Annotated in this window: 16 protein-coding genes; 8 read left to right on the top strand and 8 right to left on the bottom strand. The window is 37.3% G+C overall.

Translation table 11 applies throughout. From position 1 onward, the window contains the following. Positions 1 to 6: 6 nt before the first annotated feature. The 5 genes from ESU54_RS11010 to ESU54_RS10990 all read right to left on the bottom strand — a co-directional run bounded on the left by ESU54_RS11010 (position 7) and on the right by ESU54_RS10990 (position 5,140). Positions 7 to 663, bottom strand: a complete 657-nt coding sequence (locus ESU54_RS11010; RefSeq protein WP_111845943.1) for a P-loop NTPase family protein — start codon at positions 661 to 663, stop codon at positions 7 to 9. Beyond that, the gene (locus ESU54_RS11005) at positions 647 to 1,309 is read right to left on the bottom strand and encodes a hypothetical protein (RefSeq protein ID WP_111845942.1); all 663 of its coding nucleotides are present in this window, start codon (positions 1,307 to 1,309) and stop codon (positions 647 to 649) included. The genes ESU54_RS11010 and ESU54_RS11005 overlap by 17 nt, the downstream gene beginning before the upstream one ends. A gap of 6 nt (positions 1,310 to 1,315) precedes the next feature. Beyond that, a complete protein-coding gene (locus ESU54_RS11000; RefSeq protein WP_111845941.1) occupies positions 1,316 to 1,597 on the bottom strand; it encodes a helix-turn-helix domain-containing protein in 282 nt (93 codons plus the stop codon). Positions 1,598 to 1,862: 265 nt separating this feature from the next. Next, positions 1,863 to 2,702, bottom strand: coding sequence for an RteC domain-containing protein (locus tag ESU54_RS10995; protein ID WP_111845940.1), 840 nt, complete (start codon positions 2,700 to 2,702; stop codon positions 1,863 to 1,865). A gap of 26 nt (positions 2,703 to 2,728) precedes the next feature. Continuing rightward, a complete protein-coding gene (locus ESU54_RS10990; RefSeq protein ID WP_111845939.1) occupies positions 2,729 to 5,140 on the bottom strand; it encodes an aminotransferase class I/II-fold pyridoxal phosphate-dependent enzyme in 2,412 nt (803 codons plus the stop codon). Between the two features lie 194 nt (positions 5,141 to 5,334). Here ESU54_RS10990 and ESU54_RS10985 point away from each other — a divergent pair, with 194 nt between their 5' ends. The 4 genes from ESU54_RS10985 (at position 5,335) to ESU54_RS10970 (ending at position 8,668) form a co-directional block, all read left to right on the top strand. Then, positions 5,335 to 5,709, top strand: coding sequence for a DUF7793 family protein (locus tag ESU54_RS10985; RefSeq protein WP_111845938.1), 375 nt, complete (start codon positions 5,335 to 5,337; stop codon positions 5,707 to 5,709). 67 nt (positions 5,710 to 5,776) lie between these two features. Further along, positions 5,777 to 6,751: a helix-turn-helix domain-containing protein gene (locus ESU54_RS10980; RefSeq protein ID WP_111845937.1), complete on the top strand. Its 975-nt coding sequence runs from the start codon at positions 5,777 to 5,779 to the stop codon at positions 6,749 to 6,751. A gap of 95 nt (positions 6,752 to 6,846) precedes the next feature. Further along, a complete protein-coding gene (locus ESU54_RS10975) occupies positions 6,847 to 8,340 on the top strand; it encodes a DoxX family protein (protein WP_111844354.1) in 1,494 nt (497 codons plus the stop codon). Between the two features lie 70 nt (positions 8,341 to 8,410). Next, positions 8,411 to 8,668: a DUF6520 family protein gene (locus ESU54_RS10970; protein ID WP_111844355.1), complete on the top strand. Its 258-nt coding sequence runs from the start codon at positions 8,411 to 8,413 to the stop codon at positions 8,666 to 8,668. Positions 8,669 to 8,961: 293 nt separating this feature from the next. On the opposite strand, the gene ESU54_RS10965 is transcribed toward ESU54_RS10970, so the two are convergent. Beyond that, a complete protein-coding gene (locus ESU54_RS10965) occupies positions 8,962 to 11,919 on the bottom strand; it encodes a S8 family serine peptidase (protein WP_111844356.1) in 2,958 nt (985 codons plus the stop codon). A 327-nt stretch (positions 11,920 to 12,246) separates the two neighbouring features. Between ESU54_RS10965 and ESU54_RS10960 the strand changes: the two genes are divergently transcribed. From ESU54_RS10960 to ESU54_RS10950, 4 genes are all read left to right on the top strand, one after another. After that, entirely contained in the window at positions 12,247 to 12,987 is a 741-nt protein-coding gene (locus ESU54_RS10960) for a LytR/AlgR family response regulator transcription factor (protein ID WP_111844357.1), read from the top strand. Between the two features lie 203 nt (positions 12,988 to 13,190). Beyond that, complete coding sequence (locus ESU54_RS17835) at positions 13,191 to 13,364, top strand: hypothetical protein (protein ID WP_160113272.1); 174 nt, start codon at positions 13,191 to 13,193, stop codon at positions 13,362 to 13,364. A 396-nt stretch (positions 13,365 to 13,760) separates the two neighbouring features. Further along, positions 13,761 to 15,482, top strand: a complete 1,722-nt coding sequence (locus ESU54_RS10955) for a tetratricopeptide repeat-containing sensor histidine kinase (RefSeq protein ID WP_160113274.1) — start codon at positions 13,761 to 13,763, stop codon at positions 15,480 to 15,482. Between the two features lie 2 nt (positions 15,483 to 15,484). Continuing rightward, a complete protein-coding gene (locus tag ESU54_RS10950; RefSeq protein ID WP_111844359.1) occupies positions 15,485 to 16,168 on the top strand; it encodes a response regulator in 684 nt (227 codons plus the stop codon). 6 nt (positions 16,169 to 16,174) lie between these two features. On the opposite strand, the gene ESU54_RS10945 is transcribed toward ESU54_RS10950, so the two are convergent. Then, entirely contained in the window at positions 16,175 to 18,754 is a 2,580-nt protein-coding gene (locus ESU54_RS10945; protein WP_111844360.1) for a S9 family peptidase, read from the bottom strand. A 1-nt stretch (position 18,755) separates the two neighbouring features. Beyond that, on the bottom strand, positions 18,756 to 20,171 hold the full coding sequence (locus ESU54_RS10940; RefSeq protein ID WP_111844361.1) for a RagB/SusD family nutrient uptake outer membrane protein: 1,416 nt from the start codon (positions 20,169 to 20,171) through the stop codon (positions 18,756 to 18,758). Between the last annotated feature and the right edge of the window lie 8 nt (positions 20,172 to 20,179).

The following is a 20,179-nucleotide window of genomic DNA, read 5'->3' as shown; positions in this document are numbered from 1 at the left end:
CAGTTTTTATTTTCTTTTGTCCTTCGCATTTTTATCAAAGGCAATCAGGTTAAACATTTCGCGCATTCTACTACGAACCCGGTTCCCATAGCGTTCTTCCAGTTCTTCTGCATTTAGGTTTGTGGTAGCGTGTGTTTTCAGTTTGCTTTTCAGAAAAAGCTCATAACGCGAAAGCAGAATTTCGCCCATTACATTACAATCTTGTCCGTAGTGTCTTCCAATAGGTTCAACTCCCAAATCATCGAAGCAAAAGAAACTGCCATTTCCATAGTCTTCAATGACTTTAAACCCAATATGGTTGAACCCAAAAACAATGTTCCGACAGGGAATTACGGAATATGGACGCTGAAGGGGAACAATGAATTGTAATAATTTCATCAATGAGGTTTTGCCACAGCCCACGGGTCCGGATATTAAAAGACCCTTTTCGGGATCTATTTCCGCTTTTTCACATTTTTCAAAATCCTTTATAAAATAATTACTGAGCTTGTAGATGATATCCCTGTCATCCTCATAGATTTTAAAATCTTTTCCAAACAACAATTTTCCTTTGGCATCCAGATAGATCAAGATCTTTGCAAAATCATAGAACATCTCGAAACCATTGAACCTTCCTATCGAATATTCAATGCCGCCTTCGGTTATTTTAGAGGGGTTGACCATAGTTCTTGATTTTACTGGTTTTAAGGTTGTCCCGTTTTTGGGACACTGCTTTGCCCGTTTCAATTTCTTTGAATTTTAGCATCCAATTTTCGGCTGTGGAATGCCAATCAGTGATTTTAATTTTCCCGCCAATCTTCCAACCGATACCGTTGTAATGATTGAAGAATTTTTCTGCTTCCAGCTCTGGCCATTTTCTTTTTTCAAAAAAAATCAAAACTTCATTTTTATTTTTTGGTAGCTTAACTTTATTAGTGTTTGTTATATGTTTATTAATGTTTTTATAAGATACCAATGCTTGTCCCACTAATTGTTCAGTTGTTGGCTCCGTAGTTGTCCCATCACTCGGTTCAATACTTGTATCTAATTTGGGCAACCTAATTTTGCTTCCTTTGTACGGATTGTGCGAAGGGAGATATCTAATATATTTCCAGCTATGTAGATTTTTTAGACACCTATGGTAAGTAGCCTTTGAGCCTATTTTGGACATCTTCATAATTTCCTCACGATTTATATAAAACTCCTCCGGAAATCGATTGATATTCCAATACTGGAACAAGGCCATATACAAACTTATATGGGTTGGGTTCAATCGGGAATCGAGGGAAAACTGCTGAAACACAGCATTGAGATGTTTTATATAGTTCATACATAATTATTCTGTGATATGGTGAACACGGTTTTTACGCATTACTTTTTGAATATCCTCAATATCATAGTAAATGATCCCACCCATCTTACTGAAAGGCAAGGTGCCATTAATTCGAAGATTTTGAAGTGTTCCCGGACTTATCTGGAGCATTTCCATTACCTCCGATGATTTCAGATATTTTTTTAAGGAACCCGTGGCTTGTTTTGCTAAAATCTTTTTGATATCATCGAGCAATTCCATCTTGAAATCCCGAAGATCGTCTGTGGTTATAATACTTGTTGGCATAATAAAACGGTTTTAAAAGAAAGGGACCATCATATTGCTGTCATCTAATTTGATAGTCCCTAACTTGATTTGACTTTCGTTCTACAAATTTGGAGGTCTCTGATGGATATTTTTCAATAGTCAATCCAGAGGTGGGAAAGATTTTTTTGAAATAAAATTTGGTTGATTTTGATATGGAAGGAGAGAATTCAATTTGAAAAAAAAACATCAAATCAATTAAATTTTTCCGAGTAAGGGATTTTCCCAACTTTGGGATAGGTTGGGATTAGGCATCGGATTCCTCAAAACGGTTTAATAGGGTTTCCTGAAGTCTATCCAAAAACTTGGTCCTACTGCCTTTGCGCGCCCTGATCTCAATAAACGTATGATAGTAATTACCTAAATCTACATTAAATACCTGTTCAAAGAGTAATGCCATTTCCTTAATATCGGCTGTTCCACTGTTTATGGCCCCACTGCTCTGTAGGGCGTAGATTAATTCTATTAGTTCAGTTTTGCTTCCTGTCCAGAAAAGTTTTGATGAATGCTTCATTAAGTCTATTTTTTGGTTATCGGTATGGTTTTCAAGTTTTTCAATTTCCTGTTGCAAATAAACAATCAGCATGTCATAGGCCATAATAGTGGCCACCGTGCCATCCTGACTGGAGGAGAAGTTTTCATCAATGGAAAGATGAAAGGTTTCGGTAGTTGCCCGAAGATCAGATTTTCCGCGAACAAAGTATTGCTCGTCAAGCGTGGTTGCGCCTCTTCGATAGTAATGGTAGAACTCCAGGTTGTCATTGAAAAAAACCTGTAGTCTGTTGATCTGCCTATTGAGGTATTTAACTTGGAATTTGGAACTGCTCCTTGGCCGTTTGCTTTCAATATTGAACAGTTTAGCGTAGTAGATTAGCTTACTCAGGATTTGGGGCTTGATATGTTTGAAGAAGGATATTTCTTCCTCAATTGAATCGAATCCATTTTTTATCACTTCCTTTCGAAGTGAATTGATACATTTTTTGGTATAGGCAATACCAGTTTCTGCCTTGTATAAAATATCATCAGTACAAGTTTCCAAAGCTTCCAACTGTGCTTCGAATTCCGATATTAAATCCTGATATTTCATACATATGGGGCAGGTATTTAAAGGGATTAACTGGATTCCAGGATCCCCATGAGTTCTAGGGTGTAATTATCAGCCGTCTGTATATAAGCGTAGGTAGTATGTACAGTAGCTCCCAATTTGCGTTTTTCAAATGGTGCCGTCAGACCAAGGGCAATATGATTATATTTTAATCCAATGGCGCGCTTTATGGTTTGAAATAAAAGTTGGCGATAAATATGATATTTTTCAAGATAGCGATAATCCATACCTACAAAAGCGGGGATATAGGTTTTATGGATATTTTTATAACAGAGCATAACCCCGATCATTTTTTCAGGATCTGCCTTTGGGCTGATGGTAATAAATTCCCAATTGGGATGTGCTGCCATATTCCCAAACAGCTTTGAAGGAAAAGAAAAGGTATTCAAACCCAAATTGTTGTGGTGTACATTGGTATAAAGTTCCTCGATTTTCTCCAATTGCTCGCTTGTGGGATTAGCCAGAATCTCTATTTCCAATAAATCCTCAGTTTTCAAGACTTCCTTTCTTAAATGTTTTCTGTTTCGGGCTGAAAGCCGGGAAATGTACGTTTCCAGGTCTTCATTTTGATTGAGGTCAATTGTACAGGAATCCGGCATTTGGACCCGTACAAATCCCTGGCCCTGAAAATAGGTATGGATGTCTTGCTCTTCTGCAAAATCGCGTAGGACGATCATTTTTGCCTTTAGGGAGTATTCAATTTTTTCTAAGGTTTGAACCAAAAGATTCAGAGCTTGCTGTTTTTGGAGATGGTCGTTATTTATATATAAATGCTCGCCTTCCGTAAATAGGGAGCCGAGACTCAGTACTTTTGAGGTTAAATAGTACGGATCGGTCTTACGTTCTTCCTCAATGGTTTGTGAGGCTCCAACAGCGGCCAACATATCGTCTTTCCAAAGTCCTACCGTCATAAATGTAGCCAATATCGGTTGTTGCTCTTTATCGAATATTATTAAATACCGGAACTCCCAATTGTGCTCCTTTAGGGTATTGCCGGTAAAGGATTCTTCCAGAAACTTTAGACCCTCCCAATCAAATACACCTTTTTTTCCAAGCAGGTTATTCCAAAGCTGCTTGTCAATTTTTAAAATTGAATCCTCTAATTGTACTTTTAAATCCGCGTTTATTTTTGATTTAGAAAAGTCTTCTTTTTGTTTCTGCTCCAATTTAAATGCCTGAAAAACCCGTTGGCTGTTGGTATGGGTATCTTCCAGAGCCTTCGGGAAGTGATATTCCATCGCTTCCACAAGACCTTTGATTTCCTCTTTTTGGTTGTGCCTTGATATTGTAATCCGTACACCAGTATTCTTTACCGGAACCGCAGGGAAAATTCCAAGGTTTACATAAAAGCCCTCCTTCATCAACCGGTTCACAAAATTGTAGCCTGTTTTTGGCATACCCGTCCCTATATAAAAAACTGGGGATATATTCTGGTCAATAAGGGGCAGGTCGGTTTGATGCAGTAGTTCATTAAAGTAGGCCACTCTTTCCCGTAACTCCTGTTGCAGGGTATATATTTCCGGGGATAGATGTATATCCGCAGAGGCAGTCGCAGCGGCAACGGATGCAGGTTCCAGTTGGGCAGAGAAGGTGAGGGGGCCGCCAAAGGTCTTTATGCGATTGTACATTTTATTATTTGAGCAGACCAAAACTGCGCCACTGGCCCCAAAGGTTTTGCTGAGGGTGCCAAAGAGCAGCACGTTTTCCGATAGTTCTCCGAGTTCGCTCAAGACATAGCCCGTGCCGTTCTTGCCTATCCAACTCATGCCATGCACATCGTCAAAATAGAAGTTGAGTTGCGAATACTTTTGGCTCAATGACATCAGATCGGAAATAGGGGCAAAGTCGCCGTACATAGAATAAATACCATCGGCCATATACCAGATTTTCTTTCGGGTGTCTGAGTAGCGCTTGATCTTATCCTCCAGCATATTCAGATCGTTATGGCGTACCATATCTATAGGAACGCTACGGTTCTTTAAAATTTTGGCCGCGCTCTGGACGCTCCAATGTACTTGATGGTCAAGAATAATGGCATCCTGATCCTGGACCGCACTTGGGATTACCCCGATGTGGCCTAAGGTGCTGTTTTTGGTTATAATTATGGGATGGCCGTACATTTCGGTAACCTTTTCTTCCAGTCTCCTATAGAGAGGATTGGATATATACGACTTCGACAAAGGGAATTGGGTCCCGTATTTTCGTATCGCATCGATAGCTGCTTCCTTCAGTCTTACATCCTGTTCGAGTCCTAAATATCCGGTAGTGCCAAAGTGAAAAAGGCTCCTGTTTTTAACTCCAATAGTACGTCCGTTAAATGTTTCTCCTTCAGCATAAAGGTGAAGCACGCCTTCCTCTTTTGCATCAGTAAATACTTCATTTACGGTATCCAAAAAATTATTGTGTTTAATTTTTGCCATAATTCTTGATTTTAGAAATAGAATTTACTGGCATTTGGTGGAAAATAAAAGCCCGTCTAAAAAATAATGCTTCTGGGATAAGTTTTTTTTCATTTTGGATAAGAAAAAAGTCCAAAATCTCGCTCTGGAGAAAAGAGTAAAGTTTAATACGTCTATATTTTCGTAAATTTATATTGAATTACCAGTTTTCTTGTATGTTAAATTATATCGAAAATAATTATGCCACCTACCAAATTGTCGAGGGTATCTTAAATATTAGATATCATATTGGTATATCGATTAACCTCCCCGCGGCAGTAAAGATTGTTGAGGATCGTTTAGCCCTGCAGCAGGGTCAATCTTATCCTGCCCTTTGTGATATGCGCGGCGTTAGGGAAGTAAATAAGGAAGCACGGGATTATTTGGCGATGGAAGGTTCGGTGCTTTTAAAAGCAGTTGCCTTTGTGGTCGAACAACCTATATCGGAGGCAATATCCAGATTCTATCAATTTGCAAACAAACCTCCTATACCTACAGAGGCCTTTTATACAACAGAGAACGCCAAAAAATTCTTGACGGATTATTGTTGATTCTTATTTTGAAACCTATCTTATAACTTCCCAATTATCGATAGAACTAATAATAAATGATTTCGTTATGTCAAAAAAGAAACGTCTTAAAAAAGTAAGGAACTTATTAATTGAAATGGGTTCGGGTAAGTTTTTCTACCGTATTGAAAGATCAAATAAAAATGATAATGTCGAGGCTCTTGTATCGCTAATCAATATGATGGCGGAGGAAATTGAAGAGGCTTTGATACACCAGGGATATGCTAATGCGAATGAGACCATTAAGCATATTGTGATAATGAACTTTATACTTGATTCAATGGGAAGAATTGTAGCAGTTAATCCCCAAACCTGTACCATTCTCTATTATTTATGCGAGGATATGGTAGGCAAATCATTAACCCATTTCCTGAATGAAAAAACTGCTAAAACCTGGGAAGAGTATTGGAAAAGTATACAGGTGAAAAACACGGCAGATAAGGCAGTTGAACTCACCTTTCAAACCAAGGGAGGACTGTTAATTCCGAGCGCCTGCTATTTAAGTTTTCTTAAAGGTTATAAAGGCGAAGAGGATGGAACCATACTTACAATAGTTAAGCATTCGAAAAAACCGGTGGAATTGGAAGAGGAGATCAAGCAAAATATAATGCGCTTGAACGGGAACCGCACGGAAAAAGGAACTGTTACAGTTCAACATAAATGGGAAAAGGTTCGATTAACTTATGAGGATATCCGAAAAATAAGAGAGGCAAGGGACTTTTTAAGCAACAACTTGGAAAGGGAGTTGCCTCCACTAAAGGAATTTGCCCGTGAAATAGGTACTAATACCTTCAAGCTGAAATATGGGTTTAAGGAATTGTATGGTACAAGCGTATTTCGTTTTTTAAGAAACGAACGTCTTAGAAAAGCAAAAATGCTGGTACAATATGGAGATAGACCCTTTAAAACAATTGCCCATGTATGCGGTTTTAAAAGTGTTCCTTCCTTTTCCGCCACTTTTAAGAGTGAATTTGGCCATACGCCCACTGAGCTTCGAAAGAAATATTCATCAGAAAATTCGTGATTTTCTCTATTATTGAAAATAATACCTCTGGGATAAGTATATTTTCATAATCCATAAATTTTAATGCGGAATTTTATCATATCAAATTAAAGGATATGGTATTCGTTACTAAACATAGAAAACTTGTAATAAATATAGTTAGCCTATTATTTATAACTCTGTTTGTGTACGCCGCCATTAGTAAGCTAATCGATTTTGAAACTTTTGCCGTCCAGTTGGCGCAATCACCACTTTTGAGCGCCTATGCTGGATTTATTGCTTGGCTTGTGCCCGGTATAGAGATCATCATTGCATTCTTCTTAATGTTCGGAAAATATAGAACCCTTGCCCTCTATGCCTCCTTTACCTTAATGGTTATGTTCACGAACTATATCTGGATCATCCTTAATTACTCCGACTTCATTCCTTGCTCATGTGGTGGCGTGCTGGAAAAGATGAGTTGGATGCAGCATCTAATATTTAATTTGGTGTTTATTCTGTTAGCTGCTTTGGGAATATTTATAGGGCAAAAAAAAATACGACAACGAAAACTTTTATTGCTTTCACTTCTAGCTGTTTTTGGAATTGGTATTGTCGTATTGTTCTTTGTCTTTTCAGAGAAAAAAATGCATCAGAACAATGCTTTCATTCGCAGACATCTTCCGCACTTCGCAAATAAGATTAAAAGTCATGATTTAGGCTACAGCTCATACTATTTTGCAGGGATCGAGAGTGATATTGTCTATCTCGGAAATAGTACAGCACCACTATTACTGACTGCCATGGACACGGCCTTAACAGGAACATCAGTGATGAAAGTTCAGATTGACAATATGGGTTTACCTTTTAGAAGGGTAAGAATTGAGGTGTCAAGAAATCAATTTTTTGTATTTGATGGAATTGTGCCAATTATTTTTAAGGGAAGTATTCACAATTGGAAGGCGAATACTTTTATTTATAAACCCTACTACTTCTCCCAAGCAATCATACTTGACGGAAATTCTCTTGCCGTCTGCTCTCAAAGCAGTGAAGATAAAAAGAATATGTTGGGGATTCTTTCCAGAGATTCAGTATTTCGGCCTATTTATAATCCATTATTGTTGAGGTCTGAAAACGATGGTGTGTTTGATACCGATGGTCAATTATTATGGAACAATAGTCTGAAGAAACTAATTTATATGTACTACTACAGAAATAAGTTTTTGGTGGTGGATGAGAATTTGGAACTAATCTATCAAGGAAAGACAATCGATACGGTAAATCAAGTTTCTTTGGATATTACCAATCTTAAAAGATCAGGAAAAAAGAAACTTAATCCCAATACAATAACTATCAACAATAATGCAGCTACCGATAAAAACCTTCTATTCATTCAGACTGATAGGTTGGGAAAGTTTGAGTCAAATAGAATACTTGAGGAGGCGGAGATAATCGATGTTTATGATATAGACAAAAAGACCTATGTGTTTAGTTTTTATCTATATAGACCTTCCAACTTACATATGAGGTCTTTTATGGTTAGAGATTTAAAATTATATGCCTTAATGGGATCGAAATTGATTTCCTATAAGTTAGATACCAAAATGCTGGAATATAATTCTAACGAATGATACTATATAGTGACAGGGGTAACCGAAAACCTGATAGAATAGAGTAGGTGTCAATTTAAATATAAATATTATGAAAAAGCTTAAAACTAAGTTTTTGTTACCGGTGATGGCATTTCTTCTTGCCATTACCGCAGCCTTTGCTTCGCAAGCAAAACCGGATGTAGTTGATACTTTGGTACCTGGCTACATCTTTGTGAATGGTGTTTGCGAGCCAGCACGTAGCTGTAATTTGGAAGATGGGCCAACCTGCACTTATAGCAGTAGGCCTGTTTTTGCAAAGACAAGCCCTACAATGTGCCCAATACCCTTGCATTTTCCTTCTAAATAGGTAAATGTCAATGCCCGGAATAGAAAGGATAAACTATTCCGGGTTTTTTTTGGATCTTAACTAATACATTAATCCTTATCTATGGCTTTCGAAAAATAAAGCGCCTTTCTTTGAAGAGTAGCACTATAACAGAGTTCCAAAAATAATTTCAGCCAAATGCTATTCCATCAGATTCATAGTAAATAATGATTTAAAAATTACTTTTAATACTCTTAGTTTGCATTTTCCTTCAGAATAGATAAATAAAAAAAGCCATCTAAAATTTAGACGGCTTTTTAATAGAATTAGGGTTATTATTTTTTAAGTAATGTCTTGATGCTGTTGAATTCATTGGAAACCACCTTGACATAATATAGTCCTGTAGGTGCTGTACCCATGTTAATAGATATTTGCTCCGCATCCTTAATATCTCCCGAATGTAAAATATTTCCGTAAATATCAATAACACTATAGGTACCATTGATTTTTTTATCAAGAACAATATTAAACATTCCCTGGGTTGGGTTTGGTACAATATTAAACGTTGGGGATGGTATGACCGAAACTTTCGCGTCCTTACTTGCCTGTTTTTTATCATTTATAATGACAAAGCGTTCACCTCCTTCATAATGGCCTTTATTAGCATTTTCCTGAACCACATCAAGAAGCAATTGCTTGCCAGGTTCAATCGCCTCGTTGACTCTAAATTGGTTATGTAAGGTAAATGTTTCTTCATATCTTAATGGAACATTTTTAAAGACTGCCTCAGAGGAAGTAATCATAACTTTGTTTTCTCCAATTATTTCAATGCCGCGTCCATCAAGACACCCATTATCCATCATGCGTCTAAACAATTCTTCATCCATTTCAATCTCCATCACGCCAAGTTCAAAGAAGTCTTTCTCAACTCTGTCAAAATCATCCATTCCATTTCCAATAAAACGGATATTAACCATTTCATTTTCCATGTCAATACCCCGAATATATACATTGTGAATAGGTAAGTCAGTTAATATAGCATTATAGACATTTACATTCTTCCAAATAATATTATTGTTATTATATGCATTTTGTCCAATATTGACGTAGTTAACCTCATTATACATTGGATCGTTTGCAGAAACTATCCGGGAAGTCAAACAAAAGTGATGATCTCCACTGCTTCCGTAGTCAGCTGGGTTTGGAGGATACCAGGGTATTTCAATTATGGCAGTTCCATTTGGAGGAATGGATGGTATTGCAGCCGTACCAATAATATCACCATTTAATAATGGTCCTGCATAATTATTGATGAAATGGGTTGGCCAAGTAAGTCCGGTTGAGGCTCTTGCAAAATATACTTTTAGAGTAGCACAATCCGAAGTGGTAGTTCCTTTGTTTCTAACTTTTACATAAATTCCATTAGGTGAATACATTTTAAATTCAGGGTTTTGATGTGCTAGACCGCCATCAAGGTTTTGTCTAACCCACATGTCTTCACTGCCCCAAAACCATGTGGAAATAGTATTTGGCTCTAATCCAGTGTCATCAGGTCTATCCTGTGAATATAAATCAAAGGCAGTGCTTCCTGGAGGAGCCGTTATTTGCGCCAAATTAACTGCGGCTTCAGCGTCAACAAGACCATAACCCATCTGGTTGTTCCATGTTCCATTAGGTCTTCCTCCCGTTGTACTGTATGTATATAAATCAGTACGTACCTTTTGGCTTGTTTGCTCTATTATATCTTGAACTTGAGTATGACTTAAGCAAGGATTTTCCGCCAAGATAAGTGCTGCTACACCAGAAACCATTGGGCAGGCTGAGGAGGTGCCATTAAAATTTTGGACATAATCCGTTGTGGAATATCCAGCAGTACCTTGCCTGTCAGTAGTTGCTATTTTGACTCCAGGGGCAACTACGTCTAAAATATTTCCATAATTACTGCCCCACCAATTTTCCCCATCACAAGAGCTTGGATTTTTTCGTTCACCACACATGCTCATGGCTCCGACTGAAATTATATTTGAATTACTATTAATGGGGTAAGGTATGGAAGAACTGTTGCTATTTCCAGAAGAAAAAACTATGACAGTTCCAAGTCCATCTCTTCCATTAGTAAATGCATTAGTTATGGCGTTATCAAATAATGCGGAAGGACTTCCTCCGCCCCATGAGTTACTAATAATATCTGCCCCATTTTGCCATGACCAATTTATACCATTTGCCAATTTCATATAATTAGTAGTGCTAAACCTTATACTGACAGACATTAAATTTGTGCGGGGGGCAACACCAGTAACTCCAAGATTGTTGTCCTGTTGCGCCCCAATAATTCCAGCACAAGCAGTTGCATGGGAACCCCATACCACAGAGGGTGTAGTTCCAGAATCTGAATCATATCCTGTTCCATAATTATTGTGTAGTAAGTCTGGATGGTTTTGTTCATACCCTTCGTCAAAAACAGCAACTTTTATGGCCGGGGAACCTTTTGTATCCAACCAAGCACTTTCAGCATTTATATCAATGCCTGATGTACCACCATATTGCCCCGTATTTTTTAGCCCCCATTGATTGTTAAAAAAAGTATCCATTGAAGGCAGGGCTAAATCCTCAATAAGTGATTCTGCTGAACCAAATTGGGTCAGTTCTATCATAAAATTAGGTTCGGCATTCTCAAATAAGTTAGACTCGTAAAATCTATTTGCCATAGACATGGCATTTACTTTACTCGACGGAGTTATGCCCACAGTATACCACAAAGGCATAAATGAATTTTGCCCTATAATTTCAGTGTTAGTTTTAGACGTATAATCCATTAACACATCAATATCCCCTTCATTTTTAAGTTTTACATTAAAATATTGGGTTAGAGCCATTTTCTTGCCAGCAGTATCATAATAATAGGGGGCTGTAAATACCACACTTCTATTGTTTTTTATACTTTCAACGGTGGTTTGATATAGGCTTTTGTCAAGCGGTTGATTTCCCAATTCAACTTCTGCTGAATAATTTTCAGGATTTGCGCTAATTCCAAAAGAAACCTTGTTTAAGGATTGAAGTACATCATCCCTTTTGAACTTAGAGACCTTATTTATAAGATCGAGGTTTTTTTCTAATGCAGCTTGAGTTTTTAGAGAACTGTTGGTCACCACATATAGATATTGGGTGTTTTTTTCCAGGAAAATTTTATTTCCATTATAGTAGTAAAAATCACTCTCTTTTTCCTGGGAAATCCCAGATAAACTAAAAAAGAGAATGCATAGAACCGAAAAAAGTAGTTTTAATTTCTTCATGATCAAAAATTTAGGGTTAAACTTATTTTTTGTTAGTTGAATAAATTTATGGATTAACAGAGAGACATCGGTAAGGTAAATTATCCGAATTTATAAGGTTTTTCCATCTAATTTTTACGAGTCTAATTTCCGCCTGTAGTTTGGTTGCCTATATGGAATTTTATAAAACAGTATATTTTATTAAATCGAAGAACAGAGAATTTCCCCTGAATATTTGTGGTTCTATTTTAATGTAAAAAGTAAGAGATAACCTTATTTATTATAACACAAAACCCTACCATAGTCTTTTCATTTTCTTATAAATTTATTCAGAATTATGAACATATTTTGATAGGTTATATAATCATAGAAAAGGAAAGCGAAACACTTGAGAGAATCCAAGATCTTCTTGAAGGTTTTGATCAATTCCATTTTTTAGGAAACTATCAGGAATATGATAGGGCACTCAACGCAATTTTAAAAGAATCTCCCCAACTGGTCTTTTTGAATATTGATTATATGTTTGATGATATATTCACGTTTGTAGCTGAAATTTATAAGTATTGTGAAATCCCACCCGCGTTGATTGGCCTGTCGTACACAAAAGAAAGAGCCTACGATCTAATCAAGAATAATTTTTTTGATTTATTACTGAAACCTATAGCTGAACTCGATTTAAGGAAATGTGTTTTGAGCTATAACAAAAGATACTCCCAGCAACATCTTGAGAAGCTTTGTTTAAAATCATATGGCGACTTCCAATACCTCGATATCAAAAATATCCTTTATTTAAAAGCCGATAATAATACTACCGATTTTCATATGGTCGATGGTTCTATTGTCGGTGCTTTCAAAACGCTTAAAAATTACGAGGATGTGCTGCCAAAAAACTTTATTAGAATCCACAGGAGTTATATAGTAAATAGTAAATACGTTTCTAGAATCCACTATGGCAAGTGTATTTGTTCCATATCAAGAAAGGATGTCAAACTACCTTTCACAAAAGCATTCCTTAAAAATATTGATTTAATAAATGATAGGCTGTCAATGACATCCTATTCGCTTTTGGACGAGGCTTCCCTCTCATGATTACCAATCTCACTAACAGACTGCTATAACTCACTAAATACCGTCAGAATCATTGGGGGAAATTCAGTAGTGATAGTAAATTAGTTCAAATGCCCAGTCGGGAAAGGCCTTTCCAGATTTATAAATATTGTGATTATGTTCAAAATTTTGATTTTGAAATATGTGACAATGAACTTTTTTTAATAACCCTAAAACTCTAAACTATGAAAACTTCGCTAACATTTGTAATTTTTCTAATCTTAGGAAGCTCGTTTTTATCTTGTACTCCTCAAGAAATTTCTTACACCAATCAAAACAACAATTCTTCACAGATTGTCAGTACTGGTGATGATGATGATATTGGTCCAGACAATGATAAGGACGAAGATGAGAACTAATTCTTAAGGGTCGATCGATTTCCAAAGCCTTTGATTATTAATCAAAGGCTTTTATTTAGATTTGTTATTATGGGATTTCAAATAAAAGCTAAAGCTGTCTCCAAATCAATCGTTGTGATTGCCCTAACTTTTTTTATTTGTTTTTGCCAACAAAAAGAAATAGGGGATAAAACTTCCAAGATTTCAAATACAAAAACCTTAAGTATAGAAAACGGGGACTCCGTTCAAATTAACAGAGACCATCAAGCCAAAGCTTTGGCAATACTGGATACTCTTGAAAAGTTAAAAAGTAGCACAATTCAAGATTCTTTAAAAATCCGTAAGTTAAGTTCTCTTGCCTGCAGGGCAAATCGTATTAAGGATTCAGCCTTGTTTAAAAGCTTAAACAAACAAGTTATGAGTCTTTCCACTAAGGCAGCAGATACATTCGGACTTGCAGACGCTAGCTGGAACTATGGAACTTACTATATTGAAAAGGAAGTGTATGACAGTGCTTATTATTACTATAGAAATGCGCAATTGTATTTCAAAAGTATTGATAAAAGATATTATACGGCAAAAATGCTTTATAATATGGCATTTATAAGGGGGAGATTAAAGGATTATACAGGGAGCGAAATATTGAATATTGAGGCAATCTCAATATTGAAGCCACTCAATAAGCCGGATCTTCTATTTGAATGTTATAAGCATTTGGCGGTTATCTATAAAGAACTGGAGGAGTTTGACAGAGCGTTATTTTATAATGAAAAAGCCTTGGAACAACTTGAGTTTGTAAATGATAAAGGGACAAACTATGAGGGCTGTTTAAATAATATTGGCTTGGTCTACGTCAAGCAAAAGGAATATGCCAAGGCAAACGAATATTTTAATAAGGCGCTTGCAAATAAAGATTTGTTAGCTGGGAACATTCAGTTATATGCCCGTATAATAGACAATAGGGCGTATTGTAACCTCAAGATGAACCATCTAAACGGAGTACTCCAGGAACTTCAGGGGTCGTTGCGGATACGCGACAGCTTGAATAATTCTTCAGGTATTACAATAAATAAAATCCATTTGGCAGAATATTATTCAGCTATTGCCGATACAGCACAAGCTATACATTATGCAGAAGGCGCAGCAGATATAGCATTGGACCTCAATAATCATAGGGATTATATGTCCTCACTACAATTGCTATCAAAATTGGATCAAGAAAATGCTCCGGAATATTTAAAAAAACTATTATATCTTAATGATAGCCTTCAGACAGAAGAAAGAAAAATAAGAAATAAATTCACGAGAATTGATTTTGAAACGGATGAATATATCTATGACACGTTACGGCTAAAACAACAGAAAATCTGGATATTGGCCATTAGCATTGGAATTATCTCTATCCTTACCCTACTATATTTTTTATTGCGCCAATATTCAAAGAATAAAGTCTTACATTATGAAACCCAGCAACAAATTAGCAATGAAGAAATTTATTTTTTAAATTTAAGTCAGCAGGCAAAATTGGAAGAGGGAAAGATGGAAGAAAGGACCAGAATTTCAGAAGAGCTTCATGATGGTATCCTGAATAGATTGCTGGGAACTCGCCTCAATCTTGGTTTTTTTAAGTTTTCCAACAGCAACGATGAAGAGGGTGATTATAAGACGCATTTAAGTGAATTGAAAGCAATTGAAAAAGAAATTAGAACAATTTCACACGACCTAAAAAATCATTTGTTGAACAGTTCAAGCGGTTATGAGAGCCTATTGGAAAAGCTTCTAAAAGAAAACGCAAAGGTGGGTAAATTTGATTATGAATTTAAATATTGTGAAATTTTAGATAAAAAAGAGATAGCGGGTAGCTTAAAAATAAACCTTTACAGAATTGTGCAGGAATCTTTACAAAACATATTGAAATATGCAAATGCATCTTTTGTAAAATTGGAATTAACGAATGAGAATGGGCTCATTCATTTATATATCGAGGATAATGGAAAAGGCTTTAATTTAAACAAAATAAAGAAGGGGATTGGATTAAAAAATATCCAGTCAAGAACTAAAAGGCTAAATGGGGCTTTAAAAATAAAAAGTGTTTTAAACAAAGGAACAATCATCCAAATAGCAATCCCAATACACTAAATATGGAAACAAAAATGTTTAATATCCTCATAATAGATGACCACCCACTTATTGCACAGGCATACATGTTGGCGCTCAATGAACTGAAAAAAAGTAAAGAAGACATTGATTTTATAATTGACATCTGCCATAACTGTACAGATGGGTATGAAACCATAAAGGAGACAGTTTCCAATAAAAAATCGATCGATTTGGTTTTTTTAGATATCAGTTTGCCGCCTACCAAAGATGGTAAAATTTTGTCTGGAGAGGACCTGGGTATAAAATTTCGGGAATTGCTCCCGGAAACAAAAATTATTGTTTCCACAACTTATAGTGATAATTATAGAATCCATAACATCATAAAGAGTGTCAATCCAGAAGGCTTTTTAATAAAAAATGATTTGGATCCCGACGAATTGATAAAAGCTATTGAGGCAGTGCTGGATGGTAAGTTGTATTTTACCGAATCCGTGCTGGAGGTACTAAGGAACAATGTGTCGAGCGATCATATGTTGGACAGTATGGATAGAAGAATTCTATACGAATTAAGCATCGGTACTAAAATGAAGGACATTCCAAATGTACTCCCATTATCTATTGCAGGAATAGAAAAGAGAAAACGTAACCTTAAGGTGATTTTTAATATTAAAAAAAACAGTGACAAAGATTTAATTCAACTAGCCAAAAAAAAGGGTTTTATTTAAATTGCCCTATAAATACTCATCAAACCATTTTTTGATTCTTTCCGTTAGGTCCCTTTGATTGCTCTTGGTCCAAAGTGCATGTCCCTCTTCGGGATATACCAATAGTTCCACATTTTTCCCAAGCCCCTTCAGGGCCAGGTACATTTCTACACTTTGACCGTAATCTATCCTCACATCCCGTTGGCCAGTCCATAATAACAAGGGTGTATTGACAGAGGCCGCATTGTGGAGAGGACAGTTTTTTAAATAGGAATCCCTGATCTCAAAATATGGTTTTCCAAAGCGTAACTGATAGGTTTCATACATCCATTTATTCTGTATAAAAGTGAGTGGGTCTATAGAAAAGTAATCCCTTCGCAAATCGTGGATGCCAGCTCCAGAAACTGCAGCAGCAAACATCTGGGACTGGGTAACGATAAAAGAGGTCTCATAACCGCCAAAAGAATGCCCTATAAGCCCCAATCTATTCCTATCGATGCTCTTATTCAAAAGGACCTTTTCTACACCGTTCGTTACACATTCCAAGGCAGAATAACCAGGATTGCCAATTTCATAATCAATATCTGGCAAGAGTACAAAATAACCAGCATTTGTATAAACTTTTGGATTAAAGCCCTGTCCAGAATAAAGGGAAGGATTTATATATTCATTTGAATGTCCTGATTGTCTTTCATAAATATGGACAATCATGGGGTGTTTTTTGCCATCCACATAATTCTGGGGGTAGAACAGTAACCCCTTAAGGGAATCATTGATGCCTTTATACTTTATAACCTCCATTTTTTCGATCCCATAGTAGGCTGCCTGTGGATTCGTTTGGTTTATCGTCTTTAGTTTTTTTCCCTCCACAACCTCTAGACGGGGCGGAGTAGCAAAGGTCTCCGTGGTAAAGCTGAACAAATCTTTATCCCGTGCTTTGCGTACTTCTGAAATATGCCTTGTATCCTCATACATTGTCCTTAATGGAAACTTCTCTTTCCAAAAATAAAGTCCTTCGGTATTGTTTTTACCCCGGCCAATAAAAATAAGACCTTCCGTTCCATCTATTGCCATACTCTCAAACTGGGGAGTCCTCATTTTGGGATAGCTTCCATACATATCCTCCACGACCTCAAACCGCATTCCTTTTTCTATGCCGAAGGTTATTCTTTCCGATTTTCCAGTATCGGGACGCAATAACCAATAGTCGTAAAAGGAATCGCGCACTATAAAGCTGCTGTCATCGTTAAGCCATCCACCAAACCCAAAATGGCTGCTTTCCCCATCAAAATGCTCATCCTGTTTGTCAAAAGGAACTTTTAGACTTTCGGTAAGATTTACTTTTGTGTCGGTTCCAATAGTGTAACTCCACCAATTTCCATCCCTGAAATAGGCTGTATAATTACCAGAAGGAGAAACCACAAAACTTCTATAATAGCTCTCCTGTGCTTTCAGGAGTGGTTTTCTTTCTCCCTTTTCCAAATTGACCAGATATAGATCAATATTCCCCGACCGCTTTTCTTGGGGTTCATAGGCCCACGGATTGTAAACTATCGCATTTTTATGGTCACCTGTTAGAACGACCTCTGGAAAATCTCCCGTGCCTATCTCCAAAATTTTATCCTTCGCTGGATCCCATTGATTTAAAAGAAAAGGGTTAGCAAGCCAATCGGCATTTTTACGGGGATAGATTACCGCATCGGTAGCCGACCATACTTCCACATCGGTTTTCGATGCAATGGGTGGGCTGTTACTATAAAAAAACACCTTTGTCCCATCCCTAGAAAAAAAAGGCTCTATAGGGGCAAATTTCTGATCTTTGGGAAAGTTGGCATGTTTTGTATTCAGCGAGGTGGAAACCTGAGAGCAATTAAAGTTAAAATAATGTAATAATGCGTTTGCACTGTTCTCATTGTTAGGGTCTTCCATAAAAAGGATGCCGTTGCCTTGCGGGTTCCAGACCAAATCCTTAAAATTACTTTGGCTGGAAAAGAGGGTGTGGATTTTGAAATCCTTGGTATTCATGATATTGACAGAGCCCTTTTCAACGGTATTGGTTATAAAGGCCAGTGAATCTCCGTTTTTATTGAATGCATATTCCGCAACCGCTGCCATTTCAACCTCCCGATTGTTTTCCAAATTTTTGACAATGAGCGATTTTTCCTCCCCGCTCACTTTATAGAGTGCAATAAATTTTCCATTTTCTGTAAAATGAAAACTGTGAATATTGATGTACCGAAATATGCTACCTTTTTGCAGATCCAAAAGTATGGCGGTATTTTCTGCCCCCATTGCAGCGAACCATTTACCTGCATTGCCAAATGTTCCATTCTCTCCATTTGGGAACGCAAATTCCTTTTTGGTATTTGTTGACAGCAACTTCAGAGTATCCGCATCAATCTCATAATCCTCAATCCAACTAATCCAATCGCCCTTTGGGGAAAGGCTATAGCTATGCTGCGAGCTCCACTGATCAAAATCCTCTGGCATTAATGATTTTTTGGATACTGTCTGCCCAAAAATAGGGCAGACAGTTAGGATACACATTGCTATAATTAAGTGCACCTTGCCAATCCAAGAGATTGCTTTCATTTCATTGTTTTTCATCTTAATATCCCGGGTTTTGGGGCTGCAGATTGGGATTTAGGCTTAATTCATTTTCAGGGATGGGTAGTAGAATGTCCGTAGCTTTCCAACCTGGTTTTATTGGTCCCAAAACGGTTGTGGCACTATTTGTTCGCTTAAGGTCAAACCATCGCTGGCCTTGTTCGGTAAAAAGTTCATGCTTTCGTTCCTCAAGTACGGCATCCAAAAGCGCCTCCTTGGAATCTGCAGTGGTTCCCGAAAGTCCGGCACGGCTCCTTATTTTATTTAGGTCTTGCACAGCTCCCAAAATAGAACTCTGCTGTGCTCTTGCCTCTGCACGGATCAGGTATAGCTCGGCAAGACGAAACACTACTGCATATTCTAGGGTCTCTCCCGTAAAGTCCACTTCTTTGTACTTATTGGGAAAATATACGGTCTCAATTCCATCACTTAATTCCCCGATCCATTTTTCCCTCCGTAGATCATTTGGTTCAAAACTACCCACAAAACCATTACTCAGTGCAACATTTGAAGGTGGGAGTGAGAGCACTACAAAACTCTGTGCCTCCAAGGTATTGCTTCCTGCGGTGGAAGGTTTCAATTGCCAAATTGCAGTGCTGCTCTCCTTTTGGAACACGAGATCAAGATTTTCTTCCCATACATAAATACCAGAACCATCAAGGATGGTTGAACTTTCTGTCTCGGCTTTTCCCCACTCCTCGGCATATAGATATACTTTTGAAAGAAGGGTAGCTGCCACGTATCGATTGGGGCGGATGCGTTCTCCATACGGATAACTGTCTGGCAAGAAATTCTTTGCATTACTTAGATCATCCAGAAGTAGGGAATAAACCCTATCCCAATCCATTCGGTGCACCGCACTGTTCACTTTATAATCTGTAGTGGTTATATAGGGTATATCCCCAAATAGCGTATAGAGATGAAAGTGCACCATCGCTCTAAGGAAAAGAGCCTCTCCCAAAAGAGGTTCTTTTTGCTCTTGCGTCAACTCCTTGCTCTTTTCAAGACCTTCTATTATGGCATTGGCACTGTATATTACATTATAACTATCATTCCAAAGTGATGCCACGGCGCTATTGGAGGGAATGACCGTATGGTTATAAAAATTGTAGGCCGCATTCCCAGGAGAGCCATAATAATCCAGTTCATCGGAATAAAGCCCCATAAGCACACTTAGACCCTGATTGGTTCCCGTTAAAAGTGTATTGTCCCGCAGCTTGTTATAGATATCTGCTAGGGCAGCATTAGCCGTGGCTTCATTGTTGAATACCACGGTACCTGTCAATCGGTCTTCTGGAAATTCTACTTCCAAAAAATCCTCACATCCGCCGAGTAAAACTAGGAGGATAACGAATCCCACAAATTGAATCTTGGGGGTGTTTAGTAACCTGTTTCTTATTAGTTGTAATCTTTTCATCTTTTTTA

It is taken from the genome of Aequorivita antarctica (genome assembly GCF_007997155.1).
GTDB lineage: Bacteria > Bacteroidota > Bacteroidia > Flavobacteriales > Flavobacteriaceae > Aequorivita > Aequorivita antarctica.
Note: the sequence above shows the minus strand (reverse complement) of the source record. Positions and strands in the feature narration are given on the sequence as shown.

Bases quoted from the DNA above. Each gene is read 5' to 3' on its own strand.
- ESU54_RS10970 (WP_111844355.1), top strand. From the start codon at position 8,411: ATGAAAAAGCTTAAAACTAAGTTTTTGTTACCGGTGATGGCATTTCTT.
- ESU54_RS10945 (WP_111844360.1), bottom strand. From the start codon at position 18,754: ATGAAAAACAATGAAATGAAAGCAATCTCTTGGATTGGCAAGGTGCAC.
- ESU54_RS10975 (WP_111844354.1), top strand. From the start codon at position 6,847: ATGGTATTCGTTACTAAACATAGAAAACTTGTAATAAATATAGTTAGC.
- ESU54_RS10950 (WP_111844359.1), top strand. From the start codon at position 15,485: ATGGAAACAAAAATGTTTAATATCCTCATAATAGATGACCACCCACTT.
- ESU54_RS10995 (WP_111845940.1), bottom strand. From the start codon at position 2,702: ATGAAATATCAGGATTTAATATCGGAATTCGAAGCACAGTTGGAAGCT.
- ESU54_RS10965 (WP_111844356.1), bottom strand. From the start codon at position 11,919: ATGAAGAAATTAAAACTACTTTTTTCGGTTCTATGCATTCTCTTTTTT.
- ESU54_RS11005 (WP_111845942.1), bottom strand. From the start codon at position 1,309: ATGAACTATATAAAACATCTCAATGCTGTGTTTCAGCAGTTTTCCCTC.
- ESU54_RS10985 (WP_111845938.1), top strand. From the start codon at position 5,335: ATGTTAAATTATATCGAAAATAATTATGCCACCTACCAAATTGTCGAG.
- ESU54_RS11000 (WP_111845941.1), bottom strand. From the start codon at position 1,597: ATGCCAACAAGTATTATAACCACAGACGATCTTCGGGATTTCAAGATG.
- ESU54_RS11010 (WP_111845943.1), bottom strand. From the start codon at position 663: ATGGTCAACCCCTCTAAAATAACCGAAGGCGGCATTGAATATTCGATA.
- ESU54_RS17835 (WP_160113272.1), top strand. From the start codon at position 13,191: ATGAAAACTTCGCTAACATTTGTAATTTTTCTAATCTTAGGAAGCTCG.
- ESU54_RS10980 (WP_111845937.1), top strand. From the start codon at position 5,777: ATGTCAAAAAAGAAACGTCTTAAAAAAGTAAGGAACTTATTAATTGAA.
- ESU54_RS10940 (WP_111844361.1), bottom strand. From the start codon at position 20,171: ATGAAAAGATTACAACTAATAAGAAACAGGTTACTAAACACCCCCAAG.
- ESU54_RS10990 (WP_111845939.1), bottom strand. From the start codon at position 5,140: ATGGCAAAAATTAAACACAATAATTTTTTGGATACCGTAAATGAAGTA.
- ESU54_RS10955 (WP_160113274.1), top strand. From the start codon at position 13,761: ATGAGTCTTTCCACTAAGGCAGCAGATACATTCGGACTTGCAGACGCT.